Annotated in this window: 20 protein-coding genes; 5 read left to right on the plus strand and 15 right to left on the minus strand. The window is 61.8% G+C overall.

Annotation, left to right across the window (positions count from 1 at the left end):
* On the minus strand, positions 1-622 hold a 622-nt coding region (locus JNL55_RS03105; protein WP_293849120.1), incomplete at its 3' end, for an SDR family NAD(P)-dependent oxidoreductase.
* 231 nt (positions 623-853) lie between these two features.
* On the opposite strand from JNL55_RS03105, the gene JNL55_RS03110 reads away from it, so the two are divergent.
* Together JNL55_RS03110 and JNL55_RS03115 are read left to right on the plus strand one after the other, a co-directional pair.
* The gene (locus JNL55_RS03110) at positions 854-1789 is read left to right on the plus strand and encodes an AraC family transcriptional regulator (protein WP_293849122.1); all 936 of its coding nucleotides are present in this window, start codon (positions 854-856) and stop codon (positions 1787-1789) included.
* Complete coding sequence (locus tag JNL55_RS03115; protein ID WP_293849124.1) at positions 1782-2471, plus strand: TetR/AcrR family transcriptional regulator; 690 nt, start codon at positions 1782-1784, stop codon at positions 2469-2471. Before JNL55_RS03110 ends, JNL55_RS03115 begins: the two co-directional genes overlap by 8 nt.
* Here JNL55_RS03115 and JNL55_RS03120 read toward each other — a convergent pair.
* The 8 genes from JNL55_RS03120 to JNL55_RS03155 form a co-directional block, all read right to left on the minus strand.
* Complete coding sequence (locus JNL55_RS03120) at positions 2369-3253, minus strand: SDR family oxidoreductase (protein ID WP_293849126.1); 885 nt, start codon at positions 3251-3253, stop codon at positions 2369-2371. The genes JNL55_RS03115 and JNL55_RS03120 overlap by 103 nt on opposite strands.
* A gap of 14 nt (positions 3254-3267) precedes the next feature.
* Positions 3268-5469 (minus strand): TonB-dependent receptor, encoded by a 2202-nt coding sequence (locus JNL55_RS03125; protein ID WP_293849128.1) that lies wholly within the window; start codon positions 5467-5469, stop codon positions 3268-3270.
* A gap of 79 nt (positions 5470-5548) precedes the next feature.
* Complete coding sequence (locus JNL55_RS03130) at positions 5549-6499, minus strand: phosphatidylglycerol lysyltransferase domain-containing protein (protein WP_293849130.1); 951 nt, start codon at positions 6497-6499, stop codon at positions 5549-5551.
* The gene (locus JNL55_RS03135; protein ID WP_293849132.1) at positions 6499-7311 is read right to left on the minus strand and encodes a TIGR03084 family metal-binding protein; all 813 of its coding nucleotides are present in this window, start codon (positions 7309-7311) and stop codon (positions 6499-6501) included. The genes JNL55_RS03130 and JNL55_RS03135 overlap by 1 nt, the downstream gene beginning before the upstream one ends.
* On the minus strand, positions 7308-8633 hold the full coding sequence (locus JNL55_RS03140) for an aldehyde dehydrogenase family protein (RefSeq protein WP_293849134.1): 1326 nt from the start codon (positions 8631-8633) through the stop codon (positions 7308-7310). The genes JNL55_RS03135 and JNL55_RS03140 overlap by 4 nt, the downstream gene beginning before the upstream one ends.
* 25 nt (positions 8634-8658) lie before the next feature.
* Positions 8659-10284: a long-chain-fatty-acid--CoA ligase gene (locus tag JNL55_RS03145; protein ID WP_293849136.1), complete on the minus strand. Its 1626-nt coding sequence runs from the start codon at positions 10282-10284 to the stop codon at positions 8659-8661.
* Positions 10285-10297: 13 nt separating this feature from the next.
* A complete protein-coding gene (locus JNL55_RS03150) occupies positions 10298-12241 on the minus strand; it encodes a hypothetical protein (protein WP_293849139.1) in 1944 nt (647 codons plus the stop codon).
* A 108-nt stretch (positions 12242-12349) separates the two neighbouring features.
* Positions 12350-13453, minus strand: coding sequence for an NAD(P)-dependent alcohol dehydrogenase (locus tag JNL55_RS03155; protein ID WP_293849142.1), 1104 nt, complete (start codon positions 13451-13453; stop codon positions 12350-12352).
* Between the two features lie 194 nt (positions 13454-13647).
* Between JNL55_RS03155 and JNL55_RS03160 the strand changes: the two genes are divergently transcribed.
* Entirely contained in the window at positions 13648-14217 is a 570-nt protein-coding gene (locus tag JNL55_RS03160; RefSeq protein WP_293849145.1) for an SCO family protein, read from the plus strand.
* Positions 14214-15191 carry an alpha/beta fold hydrolase gene (locus JNL55_RS03165; protein WP_293849148.1) on the plus strand — a complete coding sequence of 326 codons (978 nt, stop codon included), beginning with the start codon at positions 14214-14216 and terminating at the stop codon, positions 15189-15191. Before JNL55_RS03160 ends, JNL55_RS03165 begins: the two co-directional genes overlap by 4 nt.
* 2 nt (positions 15192-15193) lie before the next feature.
* Here JNL55_RS03165 and JNL55_RS03170 read toward each other — a convergent pair whose 3' ends face one another.
* The 6 genes from JNL55_RS03170 to JNL55_RS03195 all read right to left on the minus strand — a co-directional run bounded on the left by JNL55_RS03170 (position 15194) and on the right by JNL55_RS03195 (position 22263).
* Positions 15194-17005, minus strand: coding sequence for an acyclic terpene utilization AtuA family protein (locus JNL55_RS03170; RefSeq protein ID WP_415922994.1), 1812 nt, complete (start codon positions 17003-17005; stop codon positions 15194-15196).
* Positions 17002-17778 (minus strand): enoyl-CoA hydratase-related protein, encoded by a 777-nt coding sequence (locus JNL55_RS03175; RefSeq protein ID WP_293849153.1) that lies wholly within the window; start codon positions 17776-17778, stop codon positions 17002-17004. The genes JNL55_RS03170 and JNL55_RS03175 overlap by 4 nt, the downstream gene beginning before the upstream one ends.
* The gene (locus JNL55_RS03180; protein ID WP_293849155.1) at positions 17775-19784 is read right to left on the minus strand and encodes an acetyl-CoA carboxylase biotin carboxylase subunit; all 2010 of its coding nucleotides are present in this window, start codon (positions 19782-19784) and stop codon (positions 17775-17777) included. The genes JNL55_RS03175 and JNL55_RS03180 overlap by 4 nt, the downstream gene beginning before the upstream one ends.
* A gap of 12 nt (positions 19785-19796) precedes the next feature.
* A complete protein-coding gene (locus tag JNL55_RS03185; protein WP_293849157.1) occupies positions 19797-21416 on the minus strand; it encodes an acyl-CoA carboxylase subunit beta in 1620 nt (539 codons plus the stop codon).
* Between the two features lie 100 nt (positions 21417-21516).
* Complete coding sequence (locus tag JNL55_RS03190; protein WP_293849160.1) at positions 21517-21861, minus strand: hypothetical protein; 345 nt, start codon at positions 21859-21861, stop codon at positions 21517-21519.
* A 99-nt stretch (positions 21862-21960) separates the two neighbouring features.
* Positions 21961-22263, minus strand: coding sequence for a hypothetical protein (locus JNL55_RS03195; protein ID WP_293849162.1), 303 nt, complete (start codon positions 22261-22263; stop codon positions 21961-21963).
* A 213-nt stretch (positions 22264-22476) separates the two neighbouring features.
* Between JNL55_RS03195 and JNL55_RS03200 the strand changes: the two genes are divergently transcribed.
* Positions 22477-22795 (plus strand): type IV toxin-antitoxin system AbiEi family antitoxin domain-containing protein (locus tag JNL55_RS03200; protein ID WP_293849165.1); only part of this gene is annotated, 319 nt, incomplete at its 3' end.

Raw genomic sequence — 22795 nt, forward strand, 5'->3', positions numbered from 1 at the left:
GATCACTGTGAATGATCCCAGTCGACACGAACGCCGGGCACAGGATGGTGACGCCGAGCGCGGCATTCTGCGACTGCAACTCCTGATGCAACACTTCGCTCAGCACGACGACACCGTGTTTGCTCACACAATAAGCCGCCAGATCGGGCACAGATAAAAAGCCCGCCGCGGAAGCCGTGTTCACAATTCGTCCTTCTTCACCCTGACGTAACATCTTCGGAACGAACGCGGCGACACCGTTGATCACGCCGTTCAAATTCACATCCAACATCCAGCGCCAGTCCTCAGCGCGCGTTTCTAACAACGGCCGTGCTAACACCACGCCGGCGTTATTGAACAGCACATGCACTGCGCCGAATGTTTCAAACGCCAGAGCACTGAGCGCCTCTAGATCGCCGGCCATGCGCACGTCCGTTCGGGCGGACACACAGGGCGTAACAGCCGACAGTTCGCTGACGGCCGCGGCCAGCCCGACCGCATCGATATCTGCCAACACCAGCTTCATGCCGGCCCGGGCACAACCCCGGGCAATCTCGAGACCAAAGCCGCTCGCCGCGCCGGTAATGACCGCCACCCGGCCGGAAAACTCGAACGGCGCAGGCTCGTGGGCGTAGGAATTCATAGGACTTCGGCTAGTGGAAGGGTAGAAAATCCCAAGCATTTCAATCGCAAAGCGGCCCCCAGTCTTGCGCCCAACAGCCACCCGACAGTTGCTCGAAAAATAACCAAGCATGCGCTTGATTGGGCGGCCTGGATTGCTACACTCAGCCCCACGCACGAGGCCGTAGCCCGAGCCGGGCGGGTCCGAGCGATACATATATAAGTAGTAGAGCTGTTGGATTCAGGGGGCGCCATGCCGCAGACGACCGACTCTCGACCCGCCGCGACCGATCGCGATCAGCGTTTCGCGCGTGGCTCCTTCAACGGCCGCATGGCCATGACCATCACTCCCGAGCGCGTGGTGTATGCCGGATTCCTGGGAGCCATTTCCCAGCGAACGCTCGGCTCGCTCACCATCTACATCGCCCGGGACATACCGTTCACCATCACCATTGGCGACGAGCCGCCGCGCCAGGCTTATTGGGCCGCCGTGCCGCCGAACGTGCCGCATGTCATCCAATCGAACGACCGCGTCGTGTGGGACGTGCTCATCGAACCGGAATGCGTCGACATCGAAGACTTCCTACGGCAATTTCCTCAGCTGCTATCAGCGCCGACCGAAAGTTATCTGCGCATCCGTGGCGCATTCGAACGCTGGATCGACGGCGTGGAAACATTTGCACCGTCCGCCGAAGCCATCGATCGATTTTTCTTCGGCCAGCCGCTGAAAGCCCGCCGGCTCGATGAGCGCATCAAGTGCGCCGTCGAACAGATCCGCGCGCACTCGTGCGAGCAATACTTTGCAGCCGAATGCGCTCGCCTCACCGGCCTGTCGTTCTCGCGTTTCGTGCATCTGTTCAAAGAGCAGATCGGCATGACCTTCCGCACCTTCTGCGCCTGGAAACGTGCGCGAGCCTTGCTGCCCTATGTGACCAGCGCCAGCAATCTCACCGAGCTGGCACTGAAGATGGGTTATCCCGATTCCACGCACTTCAGCCATTCCATCCGCCGCATCTACGGGTTGCGGCCCAGGGATATCCTGGCGGGATCGCGACGCCTGACGCTGCAGTTCGATGCACCGAGCACTGCCGAACCTTCGGCCAGCGAGCTCGATGCTGACTGGCGAGAGCCGCCGCGTAGGAATGCTGGATTCGTACACCGGCAGAGCGCGTTACGCAGTCATGGCTGATCTAGCCGCCAACAACTTCAGCCAGCCGCCGGTGCCGGACTACGCACGGCCCGACGAGACTGTGCTGATGCGCAATCGGATCTTGAGCGCGGCGGCTCATCTGTTCACCACTCGCGGCTTCCACGGCACGACCACTCGAGCCATCTCCGAAATCGTCGGCATCCTGTCGGGCAGTTTGTTTCATCACTTCAAATCCAAGCGCCAGATGCTGTTTGAAGTGATGCATCAGGCGGCGCAGTCGTTGTGTGTACGCGCTGAAGCGGTCGTCGCCGCCGCACCCGATGCGCGCGCCAAGTTGCAGGCAATGATTCGCCTGCAACTGGATTGCCTGCTGAACGAACAGACCAAGGACTTCTACGCCGTGTTGCTGTTCGAATGGCGCGAAATGGATGCCGCGGAAAAGGCGCCGCTGACGGAACTACGCAAACGCTACTTCGACGTGTGGCATTCGGTGCTGGAAGACTGCGAAAGCCAGGGCCTGTTGCGAGCCGAAACCAAGGCCACGCAGTTCATGCTTCACGGCGCCATCAACTGGGCGACCACTTGGTACAAGCCGGAGGGCCGGCTCAGCCTGGACGACTATGCGCTGCTGCTCGAAGAGATGGTGTTGGCTGCACGTTGCAATACGGCCTCGGGCAAAAACAAATCGGCCGTCCTTGGCCCAGGGGGATCGAGGTCGTAGCGCGCGAAATCAGTGATGCCGCCGGCCCGTAGCACTTCTTCGTCGATGAAGAAATTGCCGCTGACCTCCCGCGCCGGGCGCGTAAGAATGTAGTGCGCGGCATCGGCGACAATTTCCGGCGAGCGGCTGCGCATCTGGCCGTCCGGATCGAATACGTTGCTGACCGCTGCTGTCGCAACGGTCGTCAAAGGCCACAGTGCGTTGACGGCAATTCCCCACGGTCGAAACTCCTCAGCATGGGCCAGCGTGCATAGGCTCATGCCGATCTTCGCCAACGTATAGGCCGCGTGCGGCGCGAACCACCGAGCGTCGAGCTCCAATGGCGGCGCCAGATTCAGCACGTGCGCATTACTGGCCATGCGCAAGTACGGCAACGCCAGCTTGGTACAAAGAAATGTGCCTCGCGCATTCACCGCATGCATCAAATCGAAACGACGCATCGACACACTGGCCGTATCCGCCAACGCCACAGCGCTGGCGTTGTTGATCAGAATATCGATGCCGCCGAAATGCTCAGCGGCGTCATGCATGGCCACCGCCACCGCCTGCTCATCTCGGATATCCAGCTGCAGCGGCAACGCTCTACCACCCGCAGCTTCGACTGAGCGTGCCGCCGTCAGGATGGTCCCTTCCAGCGTCTGATGCGGATCCACCGTCTTGGCCGCGATGACTACGTTCGCGCCATCGCGGGCTGCTCGTAGCGCGATGGCGCGACCAATGCCCCGGCTCGCTCCCGTAATAAACAGCGTCTTCCCAGCCAGACTTCCCGATTGCAAGACCATGGGCACCAATCAACTCAGAAGTTGTAACGAGCGGCGATACCGTACATGCGCGGCGGCCCTGGCAGCAGGTAGTCGTAGCCGAACGAGCCCTGCAGATTCAAGCCATAGGTGTAGAACTCTTCGTTCAACAAGTTCGTGCCCCACAGCCGCACCGACAGGTTGTCGCGCTCCCAAGCCAGATTCGCCGCCACCTGAGTCAACGCCGACTGTTGCAAGTAGCTGTTGCCGGCTTTGGCGTTGAACGGCGAGAACCATTGCCGCGTCGTGTAACTCACCGACGGCGAGAACTTCACCGAGCCCGCTGCGATCTCTCCGATCGTCCAATCGATACCTGCATTCGCGGTAAAGCGCGGTGCGAACGGTAGATCGTTGTCGTCGAGCACCGTCCCGGAGAGCGACAGCGTCTCGTACTTGGCATCGAGATAGCCCAACGCCAGGCGTGCCGAGACCGAACTGCTGACATCCGCCTGCAGGTCGAGTTCAGCGCCCTTCACGCTCGACTTGCCGGCGTTACGCAGGAAGCCCACCGCTCCGACCACTTCGTTGATCTGCTGATCTTTGTAGTCGTAATAGAACACTGCCGCGGTAGCCGACACGCGAGAATCGAAGAACCGCCCCTTGGCGCCGACTTCGTAAGCATCCACCTCTTCCGGCTTGGTCAGATAGATCTGATCCGGACTGAAATAGCCCTGGCCGCTATACGTGCCGGCGCGATAACCGTGGTTCAAGCTCACATAAAACATGTGACCCGCGTCGGTCAGATAGTTGAGCGCGATTCGATACGACTCGGCACCGGCATCGGCCTTCTTATCCGGCAACGGCGCGTTAGCCGAGCCCACCGTGTAGGCGACCGGAGCGTAGTTGATGTCGCCCAAATAGGCCCAACCGTCGCGATACTCCGCATCGTCCCAGGTATAGCGTCCGCCGAGCGTCAAGGTCAGATGATCGGTGAGCCGATAGTCGCCCTGTGCGAACACCGCTGTTGAGGCGCGTTCCTGGACGAAGTGCTGCACGATCGACAACGCCGACGCCGGACCCGCAAAGAAGAAGAATCCGTACTTGTTGTCGGTGCTGTTGCGATCGGTGCCGTAGTACGCGCCGGTCTGGAAGTTCAAGCGCTCGCCGCCGTAAGCAAAGCGCAGCTCTTGGTTGAACCATTTGAAGTCGCTGTGATAGCGCGTGTCGAGCAAGCTCACCGGCGAACTGGCTCCGTCCTGACCGAACGTCAGCGAGGCGTCGCCATAAGAACTCAGCGACGTGAGATCCCACTGATCGTTCAAGTTGTAGCGCAAGGTGAACACCGCGCCCTTCTGATCGGTCTTGTTGTGATCCATACGGAACGACTCGACCGTCCAGAAGCCCAACCCTTCGCGGCTGTAGCCGGTAAATGGATTGGTGAGATTGGCGCCGGTGCCTCGCTGCCACACCGCGGCCTGCGTCGGATCACCGCCAGAGGCCGACAGCTTCAGATCCATATCCAACGCTTCATTCGGGTGAAAGCGCAGAGCGACGCGACCCGCCAGCGACTCGGTGCTGTTACCGTCATCCTGGCCGGGATACAGATTCTTGATGAAGCCGTCTGCGTCCTTGTAGTTCACCGACACACGCACGCCGAATTTATCTTCGACCGGCGTGGTTTCGAAGGCCATCTGCGCACGCACGTCATTGAAACGTCCGTAGCCCAGATCCACGAAGCCTTGCGTTGCGCCGAGCCCGGGGCGTTTGGTGATGAAGTTGATGGCACCGCCGGTGGTGTTACGGCCGAACAATGTGCCCTGCGGCCCCTTGACCACCTCGATGCGCTCCAGGTCGTACAACTGCATGGCATGCGTAGACCGGAACGGCAGGTATTCATCGTCCACATACACGCCCACCGGCGAAGCCTGGTTGGTGTTGTATTCGTTGCCGACGCTGATACCGCGTAAGGAGAAGTTGGGCTGCGCATCGCCGAAGCCGCTATTCACTTGCAGGTTCGGCACCACCGAGGACAGGCTGCTGGTGTGCGTGATGCCCTGACTCTGTAGATCGTCGGCGGTCAACGCCGCGATGGCCAGCGGCACTTCGAGCAATGATTGCTCGCGCCGCTGCGCTGTAACCATGACCTCTTCCAGATTGGCCGACGCTGCGGGTTTCGCAGCCGCGTCCTGAGCAGCCGCCTGATGCGCGGCTGCGGTTGATAGGGCAATGACAACCGCCGAGCAGATTCGCCGATTCACGCTCATATCCCCCACTCGAATGTTTATGACTTTGTCGGTTGTCGAATCCGCTGCGTGCAGATTTACAACTTAGTTCAGCCTAGCGGGGCCGCTCGTCGCCGGGCTTGTGTCGAGCGGCTGACTTGCGTACATCGGTCGTCGATTTGCGCCGGACCCGATATTTGTCCAACAGCGCGCCGGGCATGTAGGACAGCTTGGAGCGCCGAAACCCGGGGTTGCCGAGGTCTTGTTCGAAGTTGAACCATGCCGTGGCACCGCCTTGACGGCGGCTCAGGTCATGAAACATGAAGGGATAGATGCCGTCGAAGCTGACCCGCCCCTTGGCAAAGCGCACCGCCTGCACGCCGGGATTGAGCATTTCTGTGAGCACGAAGCCTGCCGGCGCGCCGTCGGCGTAGTAGATAAAACCCGGCAGCGGCGCCACCTCGCCGACACCAGCCAACGCCTGTTCGCACGGTCCGCCATCGGCCTGTAGCCGGGTAAATCCTTTGTCCTCGCACCAGCCGTCGAGCACAGCCAATGCATCGTCAACCGTCGCCGGGGAAATGGCCGCAGTCGTTATCACATGACTGGACTGCAAATTACGCAGCGCGGTGCGCTTGCCTCGCAGCTCGTGATGTTCGTACGCAACGAATTGTTCGATGGGAAACAGATAATCGGCGTCATCGCGCAGCGCGTGGCATTCGAAGCGGGTGCTATCCAAACGCGCCGCCCACTCCGCTGGTACTGGGAATAAACATTGGGTCGTGCCGAGCAGTTCTTCGAGCACCTCGCCGGCAACCGTAGTGATATCGAATAAAGGCAGCAGATGCGCGGTACCGTCGTACGCGGTGCCGGCAATGCACGGATACTCACCAGGGAGATAGCGGTAGTCGTGGGCTCGCTGGAACAGAAATAGATTGCTGAAGGTGTAGTCCGATATCGCTCGCTCTGCCAGCGGCGCCCTCAGTGCGGCCAGGCGAGGCTCGATCTCATGCCGCAACGCCGGCGATAACAGTTGCGCGGCGCCGACTGCCTCGAGCGTCGCCATTACGCGATGGCGGCATCCAGCACGACGCGCGTGCCCGGCGCTGGCCCGTCGGCCGGCGGACCCGCGAAGCACTGGGCAATCCGCATCCATTCAACGGCAGTCGACCCCGCCAACGCGAGCGAGGTATCGAGATAGTGGCGACGTTGCGTCACCACCAAACAAAAGTCATCAGCAGGGCCTCGCACACAATTGCTCGGGGACGGCTCGTTCCAAGACCACAGCTCACAACCAGGAACGAAGAGCTCGACACGCGGCGCTGGCCCAGGGACCGGCAGGCCGCGATTGACGAACGTCCAATCGAACGTCACCACACCAAGATGCGCGATGTGTCGCAACCTCGCGCTGGCTGGCCGTGAAAGACGCAGGACGTCGTAAACATCCTGCCCATGGGCCCAAGTTTCCATGAGCCGCGCGGTAGCAAACGATCGTGCGCTCATGTCCGGGCCGAACCAAGGCAGACGCGCTTTCGGCTCCAACCTCTCCAGTATCGCCGTCAGCTGCACGAACTGACTACGCCAGTACTCCGTCAGCCGCGCTCCGGACCAGCCACTGAATCTCACCCGTGCGATCTGGCTGATCTCGTGCCCTCTCGCCATGGTGGCCTCGATCTGTCGCTGCTGTTCGCGAAACTCTGCGCTGTCGGTGGTGGCCAGCAACGCCAGTTCATCGAACAAACACAAGTGCGCGATTTCATCGTAGGGCGTCCAACCATAGAACGCCGAAGGCAGCGCCCATTGCTCCGGGCTCAAACGCTCCACTAGCGCCGCCAGCGCTCGATACTCCGACAGCAGATCGAAGCACAGTGCCTTCATGCCGCGAACACCGAACGCTCATGCGACAGCTCGCGGAATCCGTGCACACCGTGATAGCGGCCGATGCCGCTCTCGTTGACGCCACCGAACGGCAACTTCGGCTCGAACCAATGCAACGCCCAGCCATTGATGGTGACGCCACCAGATGACGTGTTCTGCAAGATCGTGTCGGTGAAGCCGCGGTCGTTACTGAATACGTACAGCGCGAGCGGTTTGCCACCGCTTTGCACGGCCTCGCAAACCTCCAGCGGATCGGAATACGTCATGACTGGCAGGATAGGCCCGAATATTTCCTCCTGCAGCACCTTGGCATTCGCGGGCACGTCGACCAGCACGGTCGGATGCACAGTCCGATCGCTCGCTTCCACCTTGCCGCCGAACGCAACCTTCGCGCCCTTACCGACGGCATCATCCAGATAGCCCGAGAGCCGGTGCAGATTGCGCTCATCGACGATCTTGCCGAACGCCGCTTTGTTGAGTTCACCATCGGCGTAGAAAGTATTGCGCACCGCCGCCTCGAGTTGAGTCACGAAGGCGTCACGCAGTTCGCGCGGCACCCAAGCGACGTCGGGGCACAGGCACACCTGGCCGGAGTTGTAACAGCGAGCGACCGCGATGGTGGCAGCGGCCTGGGCAAGATCGGTGGTTGCATCGATCACCACCGGACATTTGCCGCCCAGCTCAAGCGTGACCGACGCGAGATGCTTCGCGGCGGCAGCCATGACCGCACGGCCAACCTTCGGACTGCCGGTGAAGAACACATGATCGACAGGCAACTCCAATAGCTGGTTGGCGAGATCTACGCCGCCCTCGAACACTGCAACTACGCTCTCATCGAAACAGTCACGAATGATCTTCGCGCAGATGCGACTGGTGTTGGGCGTCAGCTCATTCGGCTTGGCAATGGCGCAGTTGCCCGCCGCCAAAATCGGCACTAGCGGCTCAAACAGCAGCTGAAAAGGAAAATTCCAAGGAGCGAACAACAAGCACACGCCACGGGCTTCGTAAACGATGCGCGCCTTCGCGCCACCGAACTGCGGGCCCGTTTCCACGTCGACCGGCGTCATCCACTCATCGAGATGTGCCAACGCGTCGTCGATGTCGGCGATCACGCTGCCAATCTCACCGGCCGCTTCCGCCGCCGGCTTACGCAGATCCGCAGCCAACGCGGCCAGAATTTCGCTCTCATGCCCAGAGACCGATTCACGCAGACGACGCAACAGACCTTTGCGCTCTTCGGCACTGGACAGCTTGAGTCGCCACTTGTTTCGACGCTGCAAGTCGAAGACGCGCTGAATGGCGGCGGCAGAGGTTTCAGGCATCGCAGTTGCTCCAACTAAAGAGAGATCAGCCGATCTGACGCGTATGCCCGACCCAGTAAGGTTCACGCAGCACGCGCTTCAGTACCTTGCCGCTGGGATTGCGAGGCAGCGCTGCGATGAAATCCACCGAGGTGGGACATTTGTAATGCGCCAGACGAGCGCGGGTGAATTCGATGATGTCGGCGGCCGTCGCTTGCAGCGTCGGTTTGAGGACCACGCAAGCTTTTACGGTCTCGCCCCATTTCTGATCGGGCACGCCGATGACGGCAACTTCCGCCACCGCCGGATGCGCAGCCACGACGCTTTCGACTTCCGCGGGATAAACATTCTCGCCGCCAGTAATCACCATGTCCTTGATGCGATCGTGCAGGAACAAATAGCCGTCGCGCAGATAACCAGCGTCGCCCGAACGCAGCCAGCCGCCGCTATCGTCGCGGCCTTCCGGAAACACCGCCGCAGTCGCGTCGGCATTGCCGAAGTAACGTTTCATGTTCTGCGGCGAACGAATCCAGACTTCGCCGACGTCACCTTCCGAGCAAGCGTTACCGCTCACTGGATCGACGACTCGCAACGAAATATGCGGACCGGGCCTGCCGACCGAGCGCAGCAGCTGCGAACGCCCCTCGCCGGGGGTGTGATCCTCAGCCGACAGCAACGTCACCGTGCCGCTGCATTCGGTCATGCCGAAGACTTGCAGGAAGCCGCAGCCAAATCGCTCCACACAGCGACGTAACAAAGGTTCATCGATGGGCGAGCCGCCATAGGCGATGCTTCGGAGCGTGGACAGGTCGGTGGTCTGAATCTCCGGCAGTTCGACCATGCTTCTCAACATGGCCGGTACGGCAAAGGCATCCGTCACACGATGTTGAGCAATCGCGGCCAGATACTCGCGTGGCTCGAACTGCGGATAGAACACAGCGACGCCGCCGAGATACAGCATCCACACGGCGTTCACTAAACCGGAGACATGAAACGTCGGCAGCACGTTGAGATGCACCGTGTCGCCTTTCCTGTAACCGAAGGGTCCGGTCCAAGCGTGGCACTGAATCAGGATGCCGCGATGAGATAGATCGACGGCTTTTGGCAACCCCGTCGTACCCGAGGAAAACAAGCGCGCCGCGCTGTCATCGAGATCTGGTTGCGCGCCGGGATCCAACGCCTCGAAGCCAGCCGCCCAACCAGAGAACGAGGTCGCCGGATCGTCACCTTCGGTGGTCAAGCGACGGCGCACGCTAGGCATCGCGACTTCGCTCAGCACCGGTCCCATGAACTCATCGGCCACGAGCACCTTGGGATGAGCCACACCGATCACATACTCCAGCTCGCGGGGCGAGAGCCGCCAGTTCAGCGGCGCCAGCACTGCATCGAGTTTGCTGGCAGCAAGCAGCAGAATGACGCACTCAGCGCCGTGCTTGGTCAGCGACGCTACGACGTCGCCAGCACCTATGCCCTCAGCCGACAAACCCTGCGCCACCCGATTGGAGATTTCATCCAACTCGGCGTACGTCCAACGCCGCGCCGGAGCGACAAAGGCACAACGATTCTCCAACCGCCGAGCCTGATGACGAATCAAATCGGCGAGCGACCGGAAATGTGGCCGCAGATAGTCAGCCACTTCCCCGCTCACGTCGCCGCCTGCAAGTGACGGCATGACGGAACTCACCTCAGTGAACGCTCGCTGGCTTGATATGCACCGGCGTGCGGCCGTTCAACTCGACCGACAACGTTGCCTTGCCCTGCGCGTCGGCGGTCAGCGAACTGACGGTAGCGCCAGAAACGGTGTACGTCGCATTCGGCCGCAACCGTTCCAATCCGAGTCGCTGCGCACCCGCGCCTCGGCCCGGATACAGCACCAGTTCCAAATCTTCGCCATGGCTGAACGCCTTGGAAACCAGCACTTCCGGATAGCTCGCCGTCGCAAGCAGCGGCCCCTTGAGCGCAGACGCCGGCGGCCCTTTGGCGAACGAGTTGCGGAAGTCGCCGGTGCGCATCAACCGACCTTCGACGCCCCACACGTTGGCGAGACAGGATCCGCGGCGATAAGTGAGCACACCGTCTTCCATCACCGGACCGCAGTCTTGCTCCATGGAGCGTAACGCGGCCTCTGCGAGTTCATCGTCACCGAACTCGCGTGCACTCATCATCACCGCCACGTAGGCGAACAACACGCCGGGCTTGTAGTGACCAGGATCCATCTTGTCCAGGAAAGGCATCTGATCCATCGGAAACGACAGTCGCGACTGACCTTCGGCATCTTTGGCCAAACAGAATCCCAGCTCTTTACGACCGATGGCCCACAGCCGTCGCGCCAGCGGTGGCGAGAACACATTGGCAAAGAACGCGAAGCCCGCTTCGCCGGAATAGAACGGCATCTCCAATCCGGTCCACTTCGAACGCAAGCCGACGATGGACCCCTTCAGATCGGTGAACTCGGTTTTCAGCATGCCCATCCAACCGGGCAGCACTTTGCGTACATAGCTCGAACCGAAAGCCGCGTCATGCACTGCTAGCGCCGACATGCCGTACATGTTGCAAATGGGATAGACCCAGTTGGGCTCGCACGGAAACAGCGTGAACGGATTGCGATCGAAATTATCGGACACCGCTTTGACCATGCTGTGCAGGTCGTGCGGATACACCTTGCGATCGTTGAGTCGGAACGTGAGGCTGCCAGGCTGCGCGTAGCGCTGATCGCCGGTGTTCAGCGTGTACGAGCCGACATGCATCGCGAACCAACCCGACAACATGATGTTGTCGCGGACCACCGGATCATGCTGGGTGAAATTGAAATGGCCCCACATCGACTCGTACACCCAGTAGTCCCAAACCCTGGGCACTAGATATTTCTCGATCAGATTGCGTTGTGCCTGGGCCAGATAGCCGTGGAAGTTCGGTGTGTAATGCGCTTGCATCAGACCCAGCGCAAAGCCCATGTGATTAATTTGGTAACGAATCGCAGCGGGCTGGAACTGGTCGATGATGGTGAAGCCTTTGAACTGATCGATAGGCTGCAGCGCGCGTTCCAGCACATAGCGCACGGCCGCGATTTGATCCGGTGTAAGCTCGCGCTCGCCCGCCACCGGCTCAGCGGATGCCAGCTGCCGCACCTCAGTGAGTGACGAATCGAAATACGTCTGGCGCAGCTTGAACATTTCCCGGTCTTTGGCCCGACGCTTGGCGCCGCGGTACTGGAACACCAGAAAGATTGCGAATGCCGACGCAGGCACGACATAGAGCGCCGGTGCCCAGATCGCCTCCCCGGCCAGCGCACCCGCTATTGCCGCCGTGCCGAGCCACACGGTCAGCGGCGCAATCACCATGCCCGCCCAGAACCAAGCGACCACCGACACCCAGAACACGGCGAGCGTGAGTGGAAAAAGCAACATCCACCAGCCGCCCAATGCCACAAAGCCCGCGCCCGGCGCGAACAGGCCCAAGCCCGCCGTCTGCCAGCTCGGCGACATCTGCAGCCAGGTCGGCAACAGCCCGAGAATGCAGACCAGCGCGTACAGCACCGCGTTCCGTCGATGGCGGCCGGCCGTAACTGGCCCCTTTGCACCACTTTGCAGGATTTCGTCGCGACCCGATTCGATTGTCGTCGTACTCATGCATCGCCCCCTAGACCGACGCCGCGGCAGGCGCCGCGGTCAACGTTTATTGATCTTCAACCGAGACTAGCGTGAGCACCCGTTGATGCACTTGCGCTCACTGGCTGATCAGGCCGGAAAGCGAATCACCGGCTTGATGGTGGTGCCACGCTCCGAGTCCTCGGCCGCCTCATTGATGTGCTCGAACGAATAGAACTTGGCGAGCCGGTCGAACGGAAACTTACCGGCCTGCCACAGCTCGATCAGCCGCGGAATGAAAATGTCCGGCACGCTTTCGCCCTCGATGGCACCACGCAGGGTCTTGCCGTTCAGCAGGCTCGAGATGTCCACGCTGACAGTCGCACCTGCCGGAGCCACGCCCAGCACCACGACGGTCCCGGTGCCATTCAAGGCATCGAACGCCTGCGTCATGACGGCGGGAATGCCCGTGGCCTCCACAGCAAAATCCGCGCCCGCGCCGCCCGTCGCGGCTTTCACCTGCTCAACCGCGTTACCGGCCTTTGCGTTTACAACATGTGTCGCGCCCAGCTCACGCGCCAGTTGTAGTCGGCTGTCCTGCATGTCGATCGCGATGATTCGCGAGCAGCCCGCCACTGCCGCGGCCATTACCGCCGACAAGCCCACAGCGCCGGCACCGAACACGGCGATTGAGCTGCCCGCGCTGGGACGCAAGCAATTGAGCACCGCGCCCGCGCCGGTTTGGATACCGCAGCCAAGCGGTGCCAACACCTCCAGCGGCAGATCCTTATCCACTTTGACGATATTCCGCACGTGGGTGAGCGCGTGGGTGGCAAACGAGGATTGGTAGAAGAAACAACCGGTCATCGGCTGCCCGTCCTTGCTGTGTGTACAACTGCCGTCCGGCCGGCGCGTACCTACGTTGTACGCCAGGAACTGCGCGCAGTAGGCCGGACGCCCGGCGAGGCAGTTGCCACACTGGCCGCACGAGCCGTAACTGAGGACGACATGATCGCCCGGCTTCACCTTGGTAACGCCGCGGCCCACCGCCGTCACGACCCCGGCCCCTTCGTGTCCCAGGACCGCCGGTAGCGGCAACGGAATATGCTGGTCGCGCACGGCAAGGTCGGTATGACACATGCCCGAGGCGACGATCTTGATCTGCACTTCGTCCGCGGCTGGCTCGGCCAGTTCGACACGCTCCAGGTTGAACGCGCCGCCCTTCTCCCGGATCACCGCTGCCTGAATATCCATCGACATCCCCCTGGTAGTCGCCGCCTCACGGGCGGGCTCGATGTTTCACAATAGAGGCTTACATCGCGGAGAACTTGTGTGGAGTGGCTAATGCCACTGGCGGCCAGCGCACGCAAGACGGGGATTCGCGCGCTGCCTAAGCTGCGGGTGGTTCGATAGCCCAGGAGCCGCCCCTGCCCGATCGTCATTCACGCGTGTGGTTGTTGCTCGTACCGGTCGCGCTACTGCTCGGCGCCGGGCTGGCAATGAAGCTGCGCCATTCAGCGCCGGCTGTCATTCCTGCCTCTTTCGCGGGGTTGATAGATCAAGACGGGGCCACGGCCGACGACCGTCGGTTCGCCGGGCGCTATCTGCTGGTCTCCTTCGGCTTCACGTTCTGCCCCGATGTCTGCCCCACCACGTTGGTCGCTGTCCATGGCGCGCTAGAAAAGCTAGGCAACGACGCGACCCAAGTGGCGCCGGTGTTTGTCACGGTCGATCCCGAGCGAGACACCGCGCAGCGGCTGAAAACATACGTCGCATCGTTCGACCCGCGCATCCACGCGTTCACCGGCGCACCGGACGCCATCGCCAAGGTCGCCGAGCAATTCCACGTTCGGTATGAGAAACATCTAGTGCCTGGCGCCTCCGGCTATACCGTCGATCACACGGCGCTGCTATATATTCTCGACTCCGAGCGTCGGCTCGTGGCCAGCATCCCGGAAACCAGCCCTCAGTTGAGCGAGAAAATCGTGACAGCCCTCCAGCAGGCGTGGCGTAAATGAAGTTGCCGGTACGCTCGCACCGGTTGTTTGTAAACGGTATCCACCTGCGCGCTGTGCTCGCCGGCGACGGACCGCTCGTAGTGCTGGTACACGGGTTTCCCGAGTCTTGGTACTCGTGGCGGCACCAGATCCAACCCATCGCGAGCCGTGGTTATCGAGTCTGCGCCATCGACGTCCGCGGCTACGGCAGATCCGAGCGTCCGCACGACATCGCCGCTTACGCGCTGAGTGAACTGATCGAGGACGTGGCCGGCATCGTGACATTGCTCGGCGACGGCAAACCCGCGGTTCTGATCGGCCATGATTGGGGCGCGCCGATCGTGTGGCACACCGCGCTGGTACGACCTGAGAAGGTGCGTGCGGTTGCGGGACTGTCAGTGCCTTTCATGGGCATTCCACCGCGACCGCTCGATCAAATGCTCGATGAGCGCTACACGCAACGGCAACGTTTCCACTATCAGGTGTACTTCGCGCAGGAAGGCGTCGCGGACGCTGCGTTTGAAACAGACATCCGCTCGACGCTGCGTCGAATCTACTACTCTGCGTCGGGCGACGCGCCGCCTGGCTCGTGGTCCAACAAGTCATTCGGCGCAGCGCTGCTCGATGGTGTGCCGGATCCGCAGCCCTTCCCGTCGTGGCTAACACCGCGCGATATCGACTATCTGGTGCGTGAGTTCGAGCGCTCAGGCTTTCGTGGGCCGCTCAACCGCTATCGCAATCACCGTCGCGATTTCGAGTTTCTGCAGCCGTACCGCGAACGCAAGATCGAGCAACCGTGCCTGTACATCGGCGGCACACGAGACTTGGTGTTATCGATGGTTCCGGGCGGCGATCCCGGCGCGGTGATGCGCGCGAATGCCTCGGACGTGCGCGGCGTTCATATGATCGACGGCTGCGGCCATTGGACTCAGCAGGAACGCCCCGCCGAAACCACCCGGTATCTACTCGACTGGCTGGACGAAATCGACCGCTGAACTCAACTCAGCTTACTGGCGAGTTCCGCCGGCACCTGCACTTCGAAATCGAGCAGCATCTGCGCCATGCCCTTGCCGAGCGGGTCCATGCGCAGCGACGCCGGCCCGCCACCGTCCAGCGCCTCATCGAGCACGAAGTTGCAGGCCTGAATCCCCGGCAGCAAATATCGGCGCACCTCGCCTTTGACCAGATGCGCGAAATAGTCACTGACACTTTGCGAGGTCAGCTGCGCAAGAATCAGCGGCAGGAACTCCGGCTTGCGCGCAATGACTCCGATGTTGCTTCTGTCACCTTTGTCGCCGCTGCGTGCGCAGGCAATCGCTGCTAGCGGCAGCGTGACGGCATTCGTCGCGGCGCTGTTCTCGGCGATTGATACATCAGCGAGAGGTGCCGGCGCTGTTGAGTCGACATGCACAGGCGCAGGCAGCGTAATCGATTGGCCATCGACCAGCACTCGCACCTCGACCGCGGTCTTAGGCACGAGACAATTGAACTGTTTGATGAGCGGCGACGCGCCAGGGCGACCACCAGGCGGCATGGTTGTGCCAGGCGACCACGATGTGCCCGACGGTGCGATCTCTCGAGCGAACAGCTCTAAAGCCTGCTTCGACTCGTGTGTCACAGTGACGCGCATCATCACTTCGCGCGGCCGTCGCACGCGAGCGTGCGGCCCATACATCGTTTCGGCGCCAATGACCTCGACTAGGGTTGCCGTGTAGTCCGCGATGCCCGCACGCGCGAACATAGCCCGCGTTCTCGCCAGAATCGCCTCGCCGGTACGGCGCGCTTTCGCATCGGCATCGATACCGATGATGATCATGGTGCCCGAGGCGCGGAACCCATCGCGATAAGTGGCCGACACCTTGTAGCTACTCGTCGGCGCGTATCCTCGCGCGCCGGACACCAGCACACGCTCCGCCGATTCCTGCACGATACGGACTTGAGAGAAATCGCAGATCACGTCCGGCAGCAGATAAGCCGCGGGATCGCCGATCTCGTACAGCAGTTGTTCGGCCACCGCTAACCGCTCGATCAAGCCGCCAGTGCCGGGCGGCTTAGTCACCGCAAACGAACCGTCGCTGCGACACTCGATCACGGGATAGCCGATGTCGCTCCAATCCGGGACGCGCTGCCAATCAGTATGCAAGCCCCCGGTCGCCTGACAGCCGCACTCGATGATGTGACCCGCGAGGCTGCCCGCTGCGAGCAAGTCGTAATCCGTCGCGGACCAACCGAACTCGACCATCAATGGGGCAAGCGTCAGCGCACTGTCCACGCAGCGGCCAGTGATAACGATATCCGCGCCCTCCTCCAATGCGCGGGCGATAGGCAACGCGCCGAGATACGCATTCGCGCTGAGCGTGCGTGGCGGCACTTTCACCGGTGTGACGCCATCGAGATCGGTCGCCGGCAGATCGCCGAAACGCTCGTTCAGATCGTCGCCTTCCACCACGGCCACGCGGACGCTCACGCCCAACTCATCGGCCAGTTTAGACAGTGCCGCGGCACACGCCTGCGGATTGATGCCGCCAGCATTCGCGAGCACCTTGATGCGACGATCCACCACGGTTTTCAGAATGCTCCGCATGGCGACCTGCACGAAGTCGGTCGCGTAGCCGAGACTCGCGTCCTTGGCGCGCGCCGCTGCCAGAATCGCCATCGTTGTTTCGGCGAGATAATCGAATACGAGATAGTCGACTTCAGCGCGTTCCGCGAGTTGGATGGGACCGCAGGCACTGTCGCCCCAAAACGCGGAGGCACCGCCGATGCGCACGATCTTGTGAGAGGTGGAAGCTGACACGGCGCGACTCATCGTCCGGTCCACACCGGCGCGCGGCGTTCATTGAATGACGCCAAGCCTTCGCGCGCGTCCTGCGTCCCGGCGGCCAGCGCGATCTGGCTCTCCGCGAACGCGAGCGCTTGGGCGAACGACATGTCCTCCATCGACTGAAACGCGTACAGCCCACGACGTATCGCCGTCGGCGAGCCGGCGATGAGGCTGTTGGCCAGTGCTTCAACCTTTGCATCGAGCTCGGCGGCCGGCACGACGTAGTTCACCAGACCGGCAGCGCGCGCGGTATGTGCGTCGAAACGCTCACCTGTCAAACACCACTCCCGTAGCACGCGCGCCGGCACCAACGGCTGCAGCAGCGCTATCACTTGCATAGGAAACAAACCGATCCGCACCTCCGGCAACCCGAATACCGCGTGATCAGCCGCGACTGCGAGGTCCGCCAATCCCAACAATCCCATGCCACCGGCCATGCACGCGCCGTTAACCCGCGCGATGGTCGGCAACGTGGCCCGGCGCGCGAGGCGTGCGAGATCCGCGTAGTCGATAGTTGGCTTCGATAAGTCGAAAGCGAAATTCTTGCCTGGCGCAAGATCGGCGCCGGCGCAGAATGCCTTATCGCCGGTACCGCTCAGGACGATGACACGAGCTTGCGAGTCGGCATGCGCGGCCTCGTAGCCGGCTGCAATCGCCGCGATCACGTCGCTGTTGAGAGCGTTGCGTCGATCCGGGCGATCGATGGTGATTGCGTAGATCGCGCCGCGCCGCTCGCATCGAACTCCACTGTCGCTCACACCCGTTCCTCCACGGAAGCTCCGGCCGTGACGCCAACCTCTGGCTCCACACTCAGCTCGGCAATGACTCGATGCGCCATGACCTGCTCGTGCAATTCAGCGCGCAGTGCCACCAATCGACCGCTGACTGGCGCACGATGCGTGTGCTCCATCTTCATTGCCTCAAGCGTGAAGACCGCCTGGCCGGCGACCAATACATCTCCCACGGCCGCGTGCACGGCGACGATACGGCCGGTCATCGACGCGCGCACCTTGCCGTCGGCGCCCGCGCCGCCGCGAGTTGCCGACGTCAATTTGCGATCCGCCGCGCGATACACTGAGCCGCGATACAACAGCAGCAACTCGGACTCATCGCTCGCATAGACCAGCGATTCGACGATCCCTTCACAGCAGACCCGCGCCTTCGCCTCGCCCAGGTTTTCAATAGACACCTGGAACGTGCGCGACCCACGCGTCACTTCGTACTGATCCGCACCGGTCTGACGAACGGTCGCGCTGATCAAGTTGTCGTTCATCTCAAAGCGTGCGCTGACGGGTAACTTTGGCGCCAGCGCCGACCGCCGGACATGCGATACGGACCGCGGGTGAGTCACTACTTGCAACATCACGGCGGTCAGCGCAGCTGCCCGCGCGGTGCTTTCCGCGTCAACGACGAACAGCGACTCGCCCTCGCCGTCGATGAAGTCCGTCGTGGCCTCGCCCGCGATGAACACCGGATGCCGTAAACAACTCGCGAGGAATGTCTGATTGGTCGGCATGCCTAGTGCAACCACGTCTTCCAACGCCGTCACCAGACTTCTGCGCGCGTCCTCTCGCGTCGCGCCGCCACCGATCAGCTTAGCGATCATCGAGTCGTACTCGGCAGGCACGACCGCGCCCGACTCGAGCGCATGTTCCGCGCGCACGCCTGCAGGCATTTGCCACAGCTGCATGCGACCACTCTGCGGCGCGAAGGAGTTGTTGGGGTCTTCACTACACAAGCGGACTTCAATGGCGTGCCCGGAGAAACGCACGTCCTGTTGTTTGACCGGCAGGCGCTCGCCCGCCGCGACCCGCAGCTGCAGTTCGACGAGATCCAAGCCGGTGATGTACTCCGTCACCGGATGCTCCACTTGCAGCCGAGTGTTCATTTCCATGAAATAGAACTGACCCGACGCATCGAGCAGGTACTCGACCGTGCCAGCGCCCTCGTAGTCGATGGCCTTGGCAGCAAGCACGGCCGCCGCGCCCATCCGCTCGCGCAATTCAGGCGTAACGGCCGGCGATGGCGCTTCCTCGATCAGCTTCTGGTGGCGCCGCTGCACGGAGCAGTCACGCTCACCGAGATGGATGGCGTTGCCGTGACGGTCAGCGAAAACCTGGACCTCCACGTGCCGCGGCGACAAGATCGCCTTCTCTAACAACACGCGAGCATCACCGAACGCATTACCCGCCTCAGAGCGCGCGCTGCGCAGTGCGGCCGAGAACTCCGCGGCCGACGTGACTCGCCGGATGCCGCGACCGCCACCGCCGGCAGTGGCTTTGATCATCACTGGATAGCCGATAGCCTCCGCTTCGCGCAGCAGTTTCGATTCGTCCTGCTCGTCGCCCTGGTAGCCCGGAATGCACGGCACGCCGGCTCGCTGCATCAGATGCTTCGCCGTGGCCTTGTTGCCCATGGCATCGATGGCCTCGGCGGACGGGCCGATGAACACCAGCTTCGCCTCGCGGCACGCGGCAGCGAAGCGGGCATTCTCCGCGAGGAAGCCATACCCCGGATGGATCGCGTCGGCACCCACGCGATGGGCCGCTTCGATGATGCGAGGAATATTCAGATAAGACTCAGCCGGTGCCGCCGCACCGATATGCACCGCCTGATCCGCTTCGCGAACATGGCGCGCGCCCTCGTCCGCCGACGAGTAAACCGCAACGACGCGGTAACCCAGCGTGCGCGCCGTCCGCATGATGCGGAGTGCGATCTCGCCGCGATTGGCGATCAGAATCTTGCGAAAGGGTGTGGCTTGCATCGGGCTGCGCATCTAGGGACGTGCCACCGAGAACTGCATGGACTGCGGCTGCTTGCGCTCGCTGTCGCGGCACACCGAAAGCGCGAAGGCCAGAATCTGCCGCGTGTCGCGCGGATCGATCACTCCGTCGTCGAGCACGTGCGCACTGGTGGTGAACACATCCATCTGTCCCTCGAAATTCGACATGATCTTGCGTTCCAGCTGCTCGAGCTGCGTCGGATTCTCATCCTTGCCGCTGCGCTTGAGCGCTTGTCGCGTCACGATGGTCATAGTGCGCGCCGCTTGCTCGCCGCCCATCACTGCCGTCTTTGCATTCGGCCAAGAGAAGCAAAACCGCGGATGGAAACCGCGGCCACACATGCCGTAGTTGCCGGCGCCGAAGGAGGCGCCACAGTACAAGGTGATCTGCGGCACGGTGGCATTGGTCACGGCCTGAATCATTTTCGAGCCGTGCTTGATGATGCCCGCCTCCTCGTGCATGCGGCCGACCAGGAAACCTGTGGTGTTTTGCAGATACAGGATCGGTGTGCGCGATTGGCAGCACGCCTGAATGAAGTGCGTTGCCTTCGCGGCGCCGGCCGCGTCGATCGGGCCGTTGTTGGTGATAATGCCAACGCTGTATCCCTCGATACGCGCGTGACCGCATATCGTCGCCGAGCCGTAACGCTCGCCGAAATCCAGCAGGTCAGAATCATCGACGATGCGCGCGATGATCTCTCGCATGTCCACCGGACGTTTGGTATCCAGCGGCATGATGCCGAGCAACTCATCGGCGTTATAGCGCGGCACCTTACCCTCGCGCGCATCAGACGGTAGGTCGCGATTCCAGTCGAGCTTACCGACGATGTCACGTGCTATGCGAACGGCATCGCGATCATCCTCGGCGAGATAGTCACCCAGGCCGGAAACCGTGGTGTGCATCTCGGCGCCACCCAACTCTTCTTCCGTCGCGACTTCGCCCGTGGCCGCAAGTAACAACGGCGGCCCCGCAAGAAACGCACGCGACCGCCCGCGCACCATCACGATGTAATCCGACAGGCCGGTCTGATATGCACCGCCCGCAGTCGACGAGCCGTGAGTAATAGTCACTACCGGCAGACCCGCAGCAGACATTCGCGCGAGATTGCGAAACAAATTGCCACCGCGCACGAACTCTTCGACGCGATAGGCCAGCAAGTTGGCACCCGCGCTTTCAACCAGCTGCACGTACGGCAGTCGGTTCTCCAACGCGATCTCTTGCATGCGCAGTTGCTTATCGAGCCCGCGCGGCTGCAAAGCGCCCGCGTCGATGCCGCTATCGTTCACCACGATCATGCAGCGTGTGCCACTCACGAACCCGATACCCGCGATGATGCCGCCGCCCGGCACGCTCTTCTCAGGATCAGGATTGTCGAGTTTGTAACCCGTCAGCGTGCATAGCTCGAGAAACGGCGCGCCCGGATCCAGCAGCAGCGCCAGGCGTTCACGCGGTAGTAATTGCTTGCGCTTCTCAAACCGCGGTCGGGAAGCTTCCGACGCTGCACGCGAGCGCTCCTCCACGCGTCGCAGGCGCGCCAGTTGATCGAGCATCGCCGCTCGCGTCTCGCGGAACGCGTCGGTGCCGGTCGCTATTGAGGATTCGATCTGAGCCATAGGTCCACAGCAGCGTCATCTGGCGGGTGCCTCGTGACAGTGCTGAGGAGCATAGCGGCGCCGGGAAAGGCGATGCTTGTGGGTAACGGCTGGCCGCGCGCTAGCGCGCGACAGATGGGAGCGTAAGGGCCGCGGTCTGCTGGGGAGATCGGCACATGGCATCGTCCTCGCCATATAACTTGCTGGCGGGCATGAAGAATTCAACGACTGGTTGAATGTGATGGCGGTGCTTCGCCAGCAAGCCGTCCGGACCTGGGAGGGCGATGGCGAGGAAGGTCAGTTCACCGACCACAGCCGCAGCCAGGATGCTTCGACCGGCGGTGGTGGCAAGGATGGCTCGGCCTCGGTCGGCCCAGGTCGGCCTTGGTGCCGGCGCCTGTTCGGATTCATCTTCGTACCACTCCACTACCCTCAGGCCCAGCATTCGCCGGACCTTGCGGTTCATGGCGAACAGCTGGGAGAGGATGGAGAGGATTAGGACGCAGCAGCCCATGGCCGGACAATACGCCGGCGAGGGGGCGCCGGGCTAGAGGGCGAGCACACTTCATATTCGGCAAACGATCTCACTCATCGCACTGTCATTTGGGTTGTAGTTCGGATCGTTCGGAACGAACGCCTCGTCCAGAGCACGAACGCTCATCATCTCCGAAACAATCCAAAGCTTGCCGAACCCAAACCCACCCGAAGCACTGGCGCCGCGAACTTGGATGCCACGAAGCACCGGAGCGCCATCACGCTTCGACAGGCCGTAACAATACGGCGCGACCACACGCAGGTGGCCGTGATAACGAAACTCCAGCAGCGCGCGCTTTTGGATGGCTTCGCAGATGAGGTTGTTTAGAGGCATCCCGACGACTCTGGAAAAAAGACAGATCTGAAGCAAGGAGGCGTTGGTACTGACACCGACCACACAGGGGCAATCGAGACGACTATTAACTTACTTGAAGAGAGGACGTCTGACAGACGCGGCCAGCCTAACCATAATAATCAATAGCTTAGCATCAGCATCTTGGGTAAGAATCAGACCATATCTACATAAATGGTGCTATTATTACCCACCATGAAAACCCGCAACCTTGACGCCGCCCTTCAGACGTTCCGCGACGAGGGCGGCACGCTCCGCACTCGCGATCTAATCTCGCTCGGCGTGCACACCGACGCGCTGTACGCTCTGCGTGAGAGCGGTCAGCTCGTCGAACTGGGCCGCGGACTTTATCGCCTCAGCGAAATGGACGAGGCCGAGCACCCTGATCTCGCCGTGGTCGCTGCGCGAGCTCCCAACGCGGCGGTCTGCCTGATCAGCGCCCTCTCGTATCACGAGATCACCACGCAGATTCCATCTTCCGTGCATCTAGCCGTGCCTCGAGGAAATTATCACG

Source organism: Steroidobacter sp., assembly GCF_016790065.1.
In the GTDB taxonomy this organism is placed as follows: domain Bacteria; phylum Pseudomonadota; class Gammaproteobacteria; order Steroidobacterales; family Steroidobacteraceae; genus Steroidobacter.